General features: G+C 63.2%; 14 protein-coding genes. 8 read left to right on the forward strand and 6 right to left on the reverse strand.

Going from position 1 to position 13,062, the window contains the following annotated elements:
- Positions 1–4: 4 nt before the first annotated feature.
- On the reverse strand, positions 5–268 hold the full coding sequence (locus HMPREF9697_RS09755; RefSeq protein ID WP_002717037.1) for an accessory factor UbiK family protein: 264 nt from the start codon (positions 266–268) through the stop codon (positions 5–7).
- Between the two features lie 212 nt (positions 269–480).
- On the opposite strand from HMPREF9697_RS09755, the gene lgt reads away from it, so the two are divergent.
- From lgt to proC, 7 genes are all read left to right on the forward strand, one after another.
- A complete protein-coding gene (gene lgt, locus HMPREF9697_RS09760; RefSeq protein WP_430642238.1) occupies positions 481–1,314 on the forward strand; it encodes a prolipoprotein diacylglyceryl transferase in 834 nt (277 codons plus the stop codon).
- Positions 1,311–2,414, forward strand: a complete 1,104-nt coding sequence (locus tag HMPREF9697_RS09765; protein ID WP_002717039.1) for a class I SAM-dependent methyltransferase — start codon at positions 1,311–1,313, stop codon at positions 2,412–2,414. Before lgt ends, HMPREF9697_RS09765 begins: the two co-directional genes overlap by 4 nt.
- Positions 2,411–3,178 (forward strand): peptidoglycan editing factor PgeF, encoded by a 768-nt coding sequence (gene pgeF / locus HMPREF9697_RS09770; protein ID WP_002717040.1) that lies wholly within the window; start codon positions 2,411–2,413, stop codon positions 3,176–3,178. The genes HMPREF9697_RS09765 and pgeF overlap by 4 nt, the downstream gene beginning before the upstream one ends.
- A 263-nt stretch (positions 3,179–3,441) precedes the next feature.
- Positions 3,442–4,065: a hypothetical protein gene (locus HMPREF9697_RS09775; RefSeq protein ID WP_244597933.1), complete on the forward strand. Its 624-nt coding sequence runs from the start codon at positions 3,442–3,444 to the stop codon at positions 4,063–4,065.
- 104 nt (positions 4,066–4,169) lie between these two features.
- Positions 4,170–5,165, forward strand: coding sequence for a ribose-phosphate pyrophosphokinase (locus HMPREF9697_RS09780; protein ID WP_002717042.1), 996 nt, complete (start codon positions 4,170–4,172; stop codon positions 5,163–5,165).
- Between the two features lie 367 nt (positions 5,166–5,532).
- The gene (locus tag HMPREF9697_RS09785; RefSeq protein ID WP_002717043.1) at positions 5,533–6,033 is read left to right on the forward strand and encodes a type III secretion system chaperone family protein; all 501 of its coding nucleotides are present in this window, start codon (positions 5,533–5,535) and stop codon (positions 6,031–6,033) included.
- Positions 6,034–6,157: 124 nt separating this feature from the next.
- On the forward strand, positions 6,158–6,988 hold the full coding sequence (gene proC, locus HMPREF9697_RS09790; RefSeq protein ID WP_002717044.1) for a pyrroline-5-carboxylate reductase: 831 nt from the start codon (positions 6,158–6,160) through the stop codon (positions 6,986–6,988).
- 3 nt (positions 6,989–6,991) lie between these two features.
- On the opposite strand, the gene HMPREF9697_RS09795 is transcribed toward proC, so the two are convergent.
- The 3 genes from HMPREF9697_RS09795 to HMPREF9697_RS09805 are packed head-to-tail and all read right to left on the reverse strand — an operon-like array spanning position 6,992 to position 9,673.
- The gene (locus tag HMPREF9697_RS09795) at positions 6,992–8,380 is read right to left on the reverse strand and encodes an ATP-binding protein (RefSeq protein ID WP_002717045.1); all 1,389 of its coding nucleotides are present in this window, start codon (positions 8,378–8,380) and stop codon (positions 6,992–6,994) included.
- Between the two features lie 31 nt (positions 8,381–8,411).
- On the reverse strand, positions 8,412–9,137 hold the full coding sequence (locus tag HMPREF9697_RS09800) for a response regulator (protein ID WP_002717046.1): 726 nt from the start codon (positions 9,135–9,137) through the stop codon (positions 8,412–8,414).
- The gene (locus HMPREF9697_RS09805) at positions 9,134–9,673 is read right to left on the reverse strand and encodes a MarR family winged helix-turn-helix transcriptional regulator (RefSeq protein WP_040307891.1); all 540 of its coding nucleotides are present in this window, start codon (positions 9,671–9,673) and stop codon (positions 9,134–9,136) included. The genes HMPREF9697_RS09800 and HMPREF9697_RS09805 overlap by 4 nt, the downstream gene beginning before the upstream one ends.
- Before the next feature lie 248 nt (positions 9,674–9,921).
- Here HMPREF9697_RS09805 and HMPREF9697_RS09810 point away from each other — a divergent pair, with 248 nt between their 5' ends.
- A complete protein-coding gene (locus HMPREF9697_RS09810) occupies positions 9,922–11,034 on the forward strand; it encodes a branched-chain amino acid aminotransferase (protein WP_002717048.1) in 1,113 nt (370 codons plus the stop codon).
- 58 nt (positions 11,035–11,092) lie between these two features.
- Here the strand turns inward: HMPREF9697_RS09810 and HMPREF9697_RS09815 are convergent, their stop codons facing one another.
- Both HMPREF9697_RS09815 and HMPREF9697_RS09820 read right to left on the reverse strand, forming a co-directional pair.
- Entirely contained in the window at positions 11,093–12,484 is a 1,392-nt protein-coding gene (locus HMPREF9697_RS09815; RefSeq protein WP_040308206.1) for an MATE family efflux transporter, read from the reverse strand.
- Between the two features lie 104 nt (positions 12,485–12,588).
- Entirely contained in the window at positions 12,589–13,053 is a 465-nt protein-coding gene (locus HMPREF9697_RS09820) for a nucleoside deaminase (RefSeq protein ID WP_002717050.1), read from the reverse strand.
- Between the last annotated feature and the right edge of the window lie 9 nt (positions 13,054–13,062).

The following is a 13,062-nucleotide window of genomic DNA, read 5'->3' on the forward strand; positions in this document are numbered from 1 at the left end:
TTCGTTAACCGCCGGAGCCGCTGCCGAGCCGGGCTTCGAGAGCGGCGATCCGCGCCTTCAACGTCTCGTTCTCCTCGCGCGCGAGCCGCGCCATGTCTTTGACCGCGTCGAACTCCTCGCGCTTGACGAGGTCGAGGTCGTTGAGAATGCGCTCTGCCTGATGGCGCACCACCGTGTCGACCTCGCGTTTGACGCCTTGAGCAGCGCCGGCGGCATCATTCATCAGGCGCGCGACTTCATCGAAAAAACGGTTGCTGGTCTGGGTCATCTGTCTCTCCTGATGGCCGCTGCGGCCAGGTTTCTCCACACAATGGGGATCGGATGGCGCGCGCGCAAGCCGTCTCGCAGCGCTTTGATGTGATCTCATCATAGGCATGCTTGACTTCCCCCCGCCCCAGCGGCCATGACCGCATGACGTGATGACCGTCCACGGGGATCGAACCGCCGATGCTGTCCACCATCCTCCTTACCGCGACGCTCATCCCGCTCCTGCTCCAGTTTCCGGCCTTCGACCCGATCGCGATCAAGCTCGGGCCGCTCGCGATCCGCTGGTATGCGCTCGCCTATATCGGCGGTATCGTCATCGGCTGGCGCTATGCTCGCAGCATCATCCGCACAGAGAAGCTGTGGGGTGGCCGCGCGCCGATGACGACGCTCGACTTCGACGATTTCATCCTGTGGGTGACGCTCGGCATCATCCTCGGCGGCCGGACCGGCTACGTGCTGTTCTACAATCTCGATTTCTTCATCGCACACCCGGCGCAGATTTTCGAATTGTGGAACGGCGGCATGTCGTTCCATGGCGGCTTCCTCGGCTGCGTCGTCGCCGTGCTGGCGTTCGGGTATCGCCGCAAGATTCCGGTGCTGTCGCTCGGCGACGTAACCTGCGCGGTCGGCCCGATCGGCCTGCTGCTCGGGCGGCTTGCAAATTTCATCAACGGCGAATTGTGGGGCCGGCCGGCCGATCCGAATCTGCCGTGGGCGATGGTGTTTCCGACTGGCGGCCCGGTGCCACGCCATCCGAGCCAGCTTTATGAAGCAGGTCTCGAAGGCGTGCTGCTGTTCATTGCGCTCGCCGTCGCGATCCGTTGCGGCGCGTTGAAACGACCCGGCCTCATCATCGGTATTTTTGCGACCGGCTACGGCCTTGCACGCATCACCGGCGAATTTTTCCGTGAACCGGACCCGCAGCTCGGATTTCTCTGGGGCGGTTTGACAATGGGAATGATATTGTCTGTCCCCATGATCGTGGCGGGACTGACATTCATCGGCGTGGCGTTACGGCGCGGCGCGCGCAACAACGAGGCATCGTGACCGAGATCGAATACACGCCGTTCGAGCTTCATCTGCGTCAGTTGATCGCCACAGCGGGGCCGATGCCGGTGTCTCGCTACATGCAGTTGTGCATGACGCATCCGGAATACGGTTATTACGTCAACCGCGATCCGCTCGGCCGTGGCGGCGATTTCACCACCGCACCTGAAATTTCCCAGATGTTTGGCGAGTTGATCGGCCTGTGGGCCGCCTCGGTCTGGAGCGCGATGGGCATGCCCGAGCGTATCCAGCTGATCGAACTCGGCCCCGGCCGCGGCACCATGATGGCGGACGCGCTACGCGCGATCCGGATTCTGCCTGCCTTCTTCGATGCCGTTGACGTGCATCTCATCGAGCTCAGTCCGTCACTGCGCGCGATCCAGCGCGATACGCTTGCCGACGTCAAACCGTTTCAGTGGCATCACATGCTCGGTGACGTGCCGGACGGTCCGGCGATCATTCTCGCCAACGAATATTTCGACGTGCTGCCAATCCACCAGATGGTCAAGAAAGACACCGGTTGGCACGAGCGCATGGTGGACGTCGACGACGACATTTTCGTCTTCACCACCGCGCCCGATCCGACGCCGCGCTTCGATATCTCGGTGCCGCCTCACGTTCGCAACGCGCCGAACGGCACGATCTTCGAATGGCGTGAGGCCAACGAGATCATGGCGCTCGCGCGCCGCATCCGCGAGTTCAGTGGCGCCGCGCTGCTGATTGACTACGGCCATATCCGCAGCGACGCGGGCGATACCTTCCAGGCCGTCGCCAAGCACAAATACACTGATCCGCTGCGCGCTCCCGGCACCGCGGACCTCACCGCCCATGTCGATTTCCAGGCGCTCGCGGATGCCGCACGGGTGATGGACGTGCTGACGCACGGCCCCGTCGAGCAAGGCACATTCCTCAACCATCTCGGCATCGAGACGCGCGCGCAAACCCTCATCAAGCACTCCACCTCGCAGAGCGCGGGCGATGTTGCCAGTGCGCTGAAGCGGCTGGTCGAGAGCGGCCCGAACGCGATGGGCTCGCTGTTCAAGGTGCTCGGCCTGTCGCATCCCTCCATTCCGACGCTCGCGGCGCTATCCGATTCATGATCATCACATCCTCATTGCTGTCAGATCTGCCGGGGCTGCGTCACGCCTTCTTCACCCGTGAAGGCGGCGTGTCGGAAGGACTTTACGAGAGCCTGAACGGCGGGCTCGGGTCGAACGACGATCCGGCGCATGTGGCCGAAAACCGCCGCCGCATGGCGGATGCGCTCGGCGTTGTGCCGTCGCATTTCCTCACCGTCTATCAGGTCCATTCGCCCGATGTCGCCATCGTCACCGAACCGTGGCCGGCGACATCGGAACGCCCGCATGCTGACGCGCTGGTGACGAACACGCCGGGACTCGCCATCGGCATCACCACCGCGGATTGCGGGCCGGTGCTGTTCGCCGATCCGAAAGCGCGGGTGATCGGGGCGGCACATGCCGGATGGAAAGGCGCGTTCGGTGGTGTCATCGAGGTAACGCTCGAAGCGATGGAAACGCTCGGCGCGCATAAGGCCGACATCCGCGCGGCGATCGGTCCGCTGATCCGCCAGCAGAGCTACGAGGTCGGCGCGGAATTCGTGGAACGCTTCACCGCGACCGACTCCGCCAACGCACGCTACTTCGTTCCTTCGTCACGCACCGATCACGCAATGTTCGACCTCGCGGGCTACATCCGCGCGCGGCTGGAGCGGGCCGGAATCGGAGCCATCGACGATGTGGGGCTCGACACCTATGCCGACCCACGTTTCTTCAGCTACCGGCGCACGACGCATCACGCGGAGCCTGACTACGGACGCAATATCCATGCGCTGGTGCTGGATTAACCAAGCCATGGCATCCGCCGGTCTGCCCTAGTACCCGCTTTCCGAAGTTCGCAATACTCGCAGCACCCGCCTTAGCGAACTTCGGAAAGCAAAGGGTACTAGGAAAATTATAATTCTAGTACCGCTTTCGATTTGAAGTCCCCGTCGCAAGGCTGCCGAGAGTGATGCAGGGACTTCAAATCGGCGGTACTAGACGTTAATGCATTTTAACGATATCGATTTCGCCCACGGTGCGACAGACGCCGGTGGGGGTGCGATTCTTGATGCTTTCAGCCCTGACGATGGCAGCGAGCAGGTTTGGCCGGGCAAAAAGCTTGCGCTGGCTGGCGTTCGGCGCTCTCGCACTGCTGACCGCAGGTTGCACGGCGGAAGGCCCCAGCCCCATGGCGTCGCAGGGGTTCGGCCCGACGGTCGCCTTCGAGTCCGTGGACGGACCGCCCCCGCAGGTATTCCAGCGCCTTGTCCGCACGCTCGAGACCGAAGGCGCCAGCCGCCATATTTCCGTGGTGTCGCGGGAGGCCAATCCCTCCTACCGGGTGCGCAGCTATTACGCCGCCCAGATCAAGCGCGGCAGCCACAATGCCTCTATTGCCTGGGTCTGGGATATCTACGACGTCGACCAGAACCGTGCGGTCCGGCTCAGCGGCACCGAACCCGCGGGAACGGCCGGAGCCGATGCCTGGGACGCCGCCAGCGACCAAGTTCTACGCAAGATTTCCCAGGCGGGCCTGAGCGGACTCGTCGGTCTGGTCAATGGCGGCGCTGCACCAGCCCAATCAGCCCCGCCGGTTCCCGAGGCCACCGACCCTGCCGTGGCGGCCGTGCCGGCCAGCGAGACGCCGGAAACCGGTGCATCGTCCCAGGCGCTGGCCTTCAGCGGCCAATAGTTTCCGATTCACCGGGAAAATAACGCACGTCTTATTGCCGCGGCGGTATGTGCTTGTTATCACCCCGGCAACTGTAAAGAGCCGGGTATCAGGGACCTGCCGACATGCTGACGAGCGTAGGAACGAAGACGCGGGACAAGGCTTCTGCGTCCGCGAAGAACGGTTCGATCAAGCTTGTGACCGGCAACTCCAATCCGGAACTGGCGCAGGCGATCTCGGCCCACCTCGACCTTCCGATGACAAAGGCCGTGGTCCGGCGCTTCGCCGATATGGAAGTCTTTGTCGAGATTCAGGAAAACGTCCGCGGCTCCGACGTGTTCGTGGTGCAGTCCACATCCTACCCGGCCAACGACCACCTGATGGAATTGCTCATCATCATCGATGCGCTGCGCCGCGCTTCCGCGCGCCGCATCACCGCGGTGATCCCGTATTTCGGTTACGCCCGGCAGGACCGCAAGGCCGGCCCGCGCACCCCGATCTCAGCCAAGCTCGTTGCCAACCTCATCACCCATGCAGGCGCCGACCGCGTGATGACGCTCGACCTGCACGCCGGCCAGATCCAGGGCTTCTTCGACATCCCGACCGATAACCTCTACGCCGCGCCGGTGATGGTGCGCGACATCCGCGAGAAGTTCGACCTCGGCAGCGTGATGGTAGTGTCTCCCGACGTCGGCGGCGTGGTCCGCGCCCGCGGCCTCGCAAAGCGCATCAACGCACCGCTCTCGATCATCGACAAGCGCCGCGAACGTGCGGGCGAGTCCGAGGTGATGAACGTGATCGGCGACGTCTCCGGCTACACCTGCGTACTGGTGGACGACATCGTCGACTCAGGCGGCACGCTGGTGAACGCGGCCGATGCGCTGCTCGCCAACGGCGCCAAAGATGTCTACGCCTATATCACCCACGGCGTGCTCTCCGGCGGAGCGGTAGCACGCGTGACCGGCTCGAAGCTGAAAGAACTGGTGATCACCGATTCCATCCAGCCGACCGAAGCGATCCGCAACGCTCCAAACATCCGCTCGCTCTCGATCGCAAACCTGATCGGCGAAGCCATCGACCGCACTGCTTCCGAAGAGTCGGTGTCGAGCTTGTTCGACTGAAGCAGCTCGCGCAGTCCGCAGTATCCCTCCCTGCTCCAGCACTCCGCACGGCCTAGCCGGGCGTGGCCTGAATCATTGATGCAACCCCTTACGGGACTCGCATGACGCGAAATTTTCGCGCCGGAGTCGCAATCGCCGATTTGATTCCGGTTTGTTCTCTTTTCGCCTGTTGATGACTGCGATTTTTTTCCGAATGCCTGTGGAACGAGTCGCCGTTCGATTGCGCCCGAGTCGCAAATCACAGATCAATTCTCATGCACCTTCGGACGGCCTGAACGACCAAGCCGGTTCGGATTTGTGGCGACGATGATCGTCAACCGTTTTTGCATCTCGTTCCGCGTGCACCAATCGACAGGATGAAGCCCGCATGTCCCTCTTGGACATCACTTTCGATTCAGCCTCCAGCCCTCTCGCGGTGGTCGAGGAAATCGCGGCCAGCAACGACCTTGCCTTCGAACGCTCCGGCGAAGACGAAGTCACGATCGTCTACAAGGGCCGCTTCACCGATTACCAGATCTCGTTCACGTGGATGCCGGAGATCGATGCGCTGCATCTCGCTTGCGCCTTCGACATGAAGATTCCCGTAGCCCGCCGTGCCGAAGTGCAGCGCCTGATCGCGTGCGCCAACGAGCAGATGTGGATCGGCCATTTCGATCTCTGGTCGCAATCAGGCGTGGTGATGCACCGGCAATCGCTGCTGCTGCCGGGCAACATGAGCGCCACCAACGCGCAGTGCGAAACGATGTTCGAAACAGCGGTGATGGCCTGCGAGCGTTACTTCCCCGCCTTCCAGTTCGTGGTCTGGAGCGGCAAGACCGCGGCGGAGGCCATGTCGGCCGCGATGTTCGACACCATGGGCGAGGCCTGAGCAGCTCCACGCGTCATGCCCGGGCTTGACCCGGGCAATCCCTCACAAGACAATTTGCGAAGCGACGGGTGACCGCGTCCGCGGGCGCACAGACACGCCTGACACGTTTTGAGAGGCTGCTTCGATGACCACATCTACAAACGCGCTCGCGAACCTGAGCGGCTCCATCGTGCTTGCGGGCGCAGGCAAGATGGGTGGAGCAATGCTCACAGGCTGGCTTGCGCAGGGCGTCGACGCCGGCAAGCTCGCTGTGATCGATCCCGCGCCCTCGGACGAGATTACGGCGCTGGCCGCGAAAGGCCTGCGCGTTAATCCTGCACAAGGCGAGCTTGGCAAGGCCGCGGTGCTGGTGGCCGCGGTGAAGCCGCAAATGTTCGCGGACGCTGCGTCACAACTGCGCGCGCTCGTAACATCTTCCACACTGGTGATCTCGATCATGGCGGGCGTGCCGATCGCGAAGCTCTCGCAGGCCTGCGGCGGCAAGGTGGTGCGGGCGATGCCCAATACCCCGGCCGCCATCGGACGCGGCATCACTGTCGCGGTTGCGGATAACGGCGTCGACCAACATCAGCGCGCCATCGCCGATGCGCTGTTGCGCGCGACCGGCAGCGTCGAATGGATCGACGACGAGGCACTGATGGACGCCGTCACCGCCGTGTCGGGCTCGGGTCCGGCCTATGTCTTCCTGCTCGCGGAAGAACTCGCCCGCGCCGGTGTCGCTGCGGGGCTTTCCCCGGAACTGGCGACACGACTGGCTCGTGAAACGGTGGCGGGCTCCGGCGAGCTTCTGCATCGCTCGGAGCTCACAAGCGAGACGCTGCGCAAGAACGTCACCTCGCCCGGTGGCACCACCGCTGCCGCGCTCGACGTGCTGATGGGTCCGGGCGGCTTCCAACCGCTGCTGACGCGCGCTGTGGCGGCGGCGACAAAACGTTCCAGAGAACTCGCGAAGTAATTCCTACACTGGCACACGCACTGCGGCGCGCAGGCCACCGAGCGGGCTGTCGGCGAGTGTGATGTCGCCGCCGTGTGCACGCGCGATGTCGCGGGCGATGGCAAGGCCGAGGCCGGTGCCTCCCTCGTCCTGATTGCGCGCATCGTCGAGCCGCAGGAACGGCTTGAACACTTCCTCGCGCAGGTGCAGCGGAATACCCGGGCCATCGTCGTCCACCGTCACCGTCAGCCAGCGGTCGTCACGATAGCCCGTGATTGAGATCGTGTCGGCATGACGGGCCGCATTCGACACCAGATTGGCGAGGCAGCGCTTGAACGAGGCCGGACGCACCGTGACCATCGGGTCGCCCTCGAAGGTCACGCTCGCCGGATGACCGTGACGCTCGGCATCGCTGCGCAATTCCTCCAGCGCCTGCGCCATGTCGGTCAACGTCGCCTGCTCGCCGCTGTCGCCGCGCGCGAACGCCAGATAGTCCTCCAGCATGCCGCTCATTTCGTCGACATCCTTGCGCATGCCTTCGGCTTCCGTGCCGTCGCCGATCAGCGCCAGTTCGAGCTTGAAACGGGTCAGGATGGTACGCAGGTCGTGACTGACGCCCGCGAGCATGGTCGTGCGCTGCTCGATGCTGCGCTCGACGCGCTCCTTCATCTCCATGAAAGCCTGCGCCGCGCGCCGCACCTCGCGGGCGCCGCGCGGACGGAAATCCGGCGCGTCGCGGCCCTTGCCGAAATTCTCTGCCGCATCCGCCAGATGCAGGATCGGCCTGATCTGGTTGCGCAGGAAGAGCACCGCCACGATCAGCAAGATCGACGACGTGCCCAGCATCCAGAAGATGAAGATCTGCGAGTTCGAGGCATAGGCCGCGCTGCGCTGCGCGTAAACGCGCATCACCGTATCGTCGAGCTTGATGCGGATTTCGACGAGATTGGAGCGGCCCACCGTATCGATCCAGAACGGGCGACCGATCTGACGGCTCAGTTGCAGCGACAGCGCCTGATCGAGCAGCGAGAAGAACGGTTTCGGTCCGGGCGGCGGCATGTCGTTCGGCGGCAGGAAATCCACCACGAGGCCGAGGCGTGTCTGGGCGATGCGGCGAAGCTGCACGCGATCCTTGTCCTGAGGGTAGGTCTTGTAGACATCGATCAGCGCGGAAATGTCCTGCACCACCGCCGCCGATAGACGCCGCGTCACCGTGTTCCAGTGACGCTCCATGAACACGAAGGCGACGACCGACTGCAGGATCACCATCGGCACGATGATGATGAGCAACGCCCGCGCATAAAGTCCCTTCGGCATCAATTCCTTGAGCCCGCGGGCGAACCACTCGTTCAGCACCGAAAGGCCCCGGAACAGCGGATGCAGCACGGACTTTGCGGATTCGAGCATGCTCATGGGCAAATAACTGCTGGGCGGACGGCTGCGATCATGGCGAGGCGACGAGCCGGTAGCCGATGCCACGCACCGCCTGCAGGAATAGCGGATTGGCGGGATCGCGTTCGATCTTACGGCGCAGACGGTTGATCTGGACGTCGACCGCACGCTCGTTGCCGTTGACACCGTTTCCGGTCAGCATCCCGCGCGGCACGGTCTCGCCCGGCGCCGCCGCGAGAATCCGTAGCATCTCGCGTTCACGGTCGGTGAGATGAATCACCTCGTCGCCATTGCGCAGTTCACCGCGCTCCAGATGATAAACGTAAGGTCCGAACGCGACCGACTCCACTGCTTCCACTGCAGCCGGCGTGACGCGCTTGAGAATGTTGGCAATGCGCAGCAGCAACTCACGCGGCTCGAAGGGCTTCGCGATATAATCGTCAGCGCCGATCTGTAATCCCTCGATCCGGCTTTCCGCCTCATGCCGCGCGGTCAGCATGATGATCGGCACCTGCGAGGTCTCGCGCAGCGAACGCGCGAACTCAAAGCCGGTCTCGCCTGGCATCATCACGTCGAGGATCAGGAGATCGAAATGCAGGCCGGTCAGTTTGGCGCGCGCAGCGGCGGCGCTTTTCGCCGTGGTGACGCGATAACCCTCATTGCCGAGAAAGCGCGACAGCAGATCGCGGATGCGGCGGTCGTCATCCACCAGCAGCAGATGCGGCGCCTCATCGTTGATCGGCTTCAGCCTTTTCGCAGCAACCGCCGTCTCGTTCACGATCTCGTCCTCATATCCGGGCTGCCGCCTTTGAGAATGACTTCAAGCACCTTGTCGGGATCATCATGGTCGATGAGGCCGAGCAGGAACTTGCGTGCAATCTCCGCGCCCTCCGGACCGAGCGGCGTGAGCGCGCGGTCGATGCGGCGGGTCTGCAGGCCTGCCAGTTTCACCACCAGCGCTTCGCCCTTGGCGGTGGCGAAAAGAAGACGCTGGCGGCGATCGCTGTCGCCGGCGCGCTGGATGATGTAACCCTCGTCGAGGAGTTGCTTCAGCACCCGCCCCAGCGACTGCTTGGTAATGCGCAGAACCTCCAGCAGGTCAGCGACCTTCAATCCCGGATAACGCTGGACGAAATGCATCACGCGGTGATGCGCGCGGCCGAAGCCGAATTCCTCCAGCACATGGTCGGCATCGCCGACGAAATCGCGGTAGGCGAAGAACAAAAGTTCGACAATATCCCAGCGGACCTCCGGTGCGGGGGAACGGCCGCCCAAAGGCTCGGATCTGGATGCTTTTACATTTATGTCAGCCATATTGACATATTTTGGTGTTACGTTACAAAGCAGGTGCCTTTCGCGAAACTTTCGGAAATACCGCCAGTTCACGAAGGCCTCGAGAAATAACAAGGCAGCGGTTCAATCTAGCGATTGATTGTCCTCCTGCCCGGCGCGAAACATACTGGACTTCACAGATTTCGCGAAATCGTAATGGCTTGGCGAGTGACGGCCTGGCGCGCGGGCATTCCGGCGCAGCCGCCGAACCGCAGAACGGGAGAAGACCCATGGGAGTGTCGTTCGATAAAATCGATGGCGCGATCTTGTTGAATTTCGAAATTCAGCCCACCGTAAACGCGACGCCAGAAACCGAGCGCGCGGCAAAGCTCAAGGATCCGGGCTTCGGCCGGGTGTTCACCGACCACATGGCCCTCGTCCATTACAATCAGGACAAAGGCTGGCATGGCGCCCGCGTTGAATCCCGCGCGAACTTCCCGCTCGATCCTGCGGCTGCCGTCCTGCATTACGCGCAGGAAATTTTCGAAGGCCTCAAGGCCTACAAACGCGACGACGGCGGCGTGAACCTGTTCCGCCCCGACGCCAACGCCAAGCGTTTCTGGAATTCGGCCGATCGCATGGCGATGGCACCGCTGCCGGAGGCCGTGTTCGTCGAAGCGGTCGAGCAACTCGTGCGCATCGATCGTGCCTGGGTGCCGGGCGGCGAAGGCAGTCTCTATCTGCGGCCCTTCATGATCGCGAGCGAGGTCTTCCTCGGCGTGAAGCCGTCTGCGGAATACATCTTCGCCGTCATCGCATCGCCGGTCGGCTCCTATTTCAAGGGCGGACCTGCGCCGGTTTCGATCTGGGTGTCAGAGAATTACACGCGCGCTGCCATCGGCGGCACCGGTGCCGTCAAATGCGGCGGCAACTACGCCGCGAGCCTGCGCGCGCAGGCCGAAGCCATCAAGCACGGCTGCGATCAGGTGGTCTTCCTCGATGCGGTCGAACGCCGCTACATCGAAGAACTCGGCGGCATGAACATCTTCTTCGTATTCGACGACGGCTCGCTGCTGACGCCACCGCTCGGCACCATTCTGCCGGGCATCACGCGAGATTCGATCATCACGCTCGCGAAGGCGGCCGGCACCCGCGTACGCGAGGAAGCCTACACCATCGAGCAGTGGCGCGCTGACGCCGCCAGCGGCAAGCTGAAAGAGGCCTTCGCCTGCGGCACCGCGGCCGTCATCTCGCCGATCGGCAAGGTATGCTCCGCGAGCGGCGATTTCGCGATCAACGGTGGCGCCGCTGGCCCCGTGGCGATGGGACTGCGCAAGCAACTGGTGGACATCCAGTACGGCCGTGCAGCGGATCCGCACAACTGGATCAAGAAGGTTTTCTGATCAACCGGCCTTTGTCGTTCTCGAAACGCCGCAGCCTCCACGCTGCGGCGTTTTTTTCTTATGGCATCAGTCCCAGCCGCTCGCGCCGCATCCAGCGGCCGATCATCGCACAGGCCACCACCGCAAGGCCCGAGGCCAATCCGATCCAGATGCCGACACCGCCGAAGCCGAGCCTGAAGGCGAATAGCAAGCTGAGCGACATGCCAATGCCCCAATAGCCCACGGCGGCGTAGATCATCGGCACCCGCGTGTCCTGCAGGCCGCGCAGCATGCCCGCGCCGACAACCTGCGCGCCGTCGGCGATCTGGAAGATCGCCGCCCACATCAGGAACGACACCGCAAGGCCAACGACCGCAGCGTTGGCCGGATCGTGGAGATCGATGAAGGCGGCAATCAACAGATGCGGTACGGTCAGCATCAGCGCGCTCATCGCAGCCATGAAGGCGACAGCCAGCGCAAACGCGGTCCAGCCCGCGCGGGTGATGCCGTCCGGGTCGCGCGCGCCATAGGCAAGGCCAACGCGCACCGTGGCCGCCTGCCCCACGCCCATCGGCACCATGAAGGTGGTCGAGGCGATCTGAATCGCGATGGCATGTGCAGCAATGGCATCAGTGCCGAACTGCCCCATCAAAAACACCGCAGCGTTGAACACGGTGATTTCGAACATCACGGTTGCGCCGATCGGCAGGCCGATCCGCCACAGCGTCCGCAGCCGCGGCCAGTCCGGCCGCCACCAATGACCGAATAGGCGATACCGGCGGAAACGCTGCGCGCTCATCACCACGATAACCATGCCCGTGAACAGGAACAGATTGGACAATGCGGTCGCAGTGCCCGCGCCGCGCAATCCCATTGCGGGAAAGCCGAAATGGCCGAACACCAGCGTGTAGTTCGCGGCGATGTTGAAGACAAACGCGATGCCGGTGACGAGCAGCGCCCAGACCGGACGCTCCAGTGCCGCGACGAACGAGCGCAGCACGATATAGCCGAGCGAGGGCAGCAACCCCCATTGCAGGTGATGCATGAAGGCGGCGGCTTCGGCCGCAAGCGCTGGATCGAGCCGGAACGCGATCAGGATCGCTTCGGCCTGCCACAGCACGATCCAGCTTGGCACGGCGACGATAAACGCGCTCCACAGGCCCTGCCGAAAGGTACGGCGCACGTCACGCACGACATGCAGCTTGCGCCCGATTGCGCTCGCCATCATCGGCGAAGTCGCGGTGAGCAGGCCGATGCCGAACAGCAGCACCGCGAGATAGAGATTGACGCCAAGCGTTGCGGCCGCAAGCTCCGTCGGCCCAAGGCGTCCCACCACGATCACATCCGTCGTGGTCAGCGCGATCTGCACGAGGTTGGTCAGCACCAGCGGCCAGCCGAGATGCAGCATCGCGCGAAATTCATCGCGCCAGGCCTCTCGCTGGGAGCGGCTATGGGGAGTTACAAAAAGCATGATCGTTGACAGATAGGCAGCAGCGACGAAACTGCAGCCATCAAGCTGCACAATATCGCAATATCATGGCGGTCTCACCGACGAGGTAGCCGGCTCGCTTGCACCTAACCCTTCGGGAGCGCCTGCCACATCTCATAAGGGTCTTCGCCCTCGATACGGACGGGCATGTGAGCCGCCTTCAGCGACTGTTCGGCCAGCGGCTTCGCCATCTCGGCGTAGATCTTCGCGGTGGACAGGCCATAGCGCTCACCCTCGTCATTCGAATAGGCGAAGGCGACCTCGCGGATGCCGGTGAGATGCATGGCCGAAAGACACATCGGGCAAGGATGGCCGCTTGCATAAATCGCGCAACCATCCAGGCGCGGGCTGCCAAGCACCTTGCTGGCGACACGGATGGCCTGCAATTCGGCATGCGTGGTCGGATCACCGGTCTCGAGAATCTCGTTGACGCCGGTCGCGATCACCTTGCCCTCTTTGACCAGCACCGCGCCGAACGGACGACCGCCCTTGCGAACATTCTCGCGCGCGAGCTCAATGGCCTCGCACAGAAATCGCTTTGCATCCGACATGTCTGCCTC

The sequence above is a fragment of the Afipia felis ATCC 53690 genome (assembly GCF_000314735.2).
GTDB classification, from domain to species: domain Bacteria; phylum Pseudomonadota; class Alphaproteobacteria; order Rhizobiales; family Xanthobacteraceae; genus Afipia; species Afipia felis.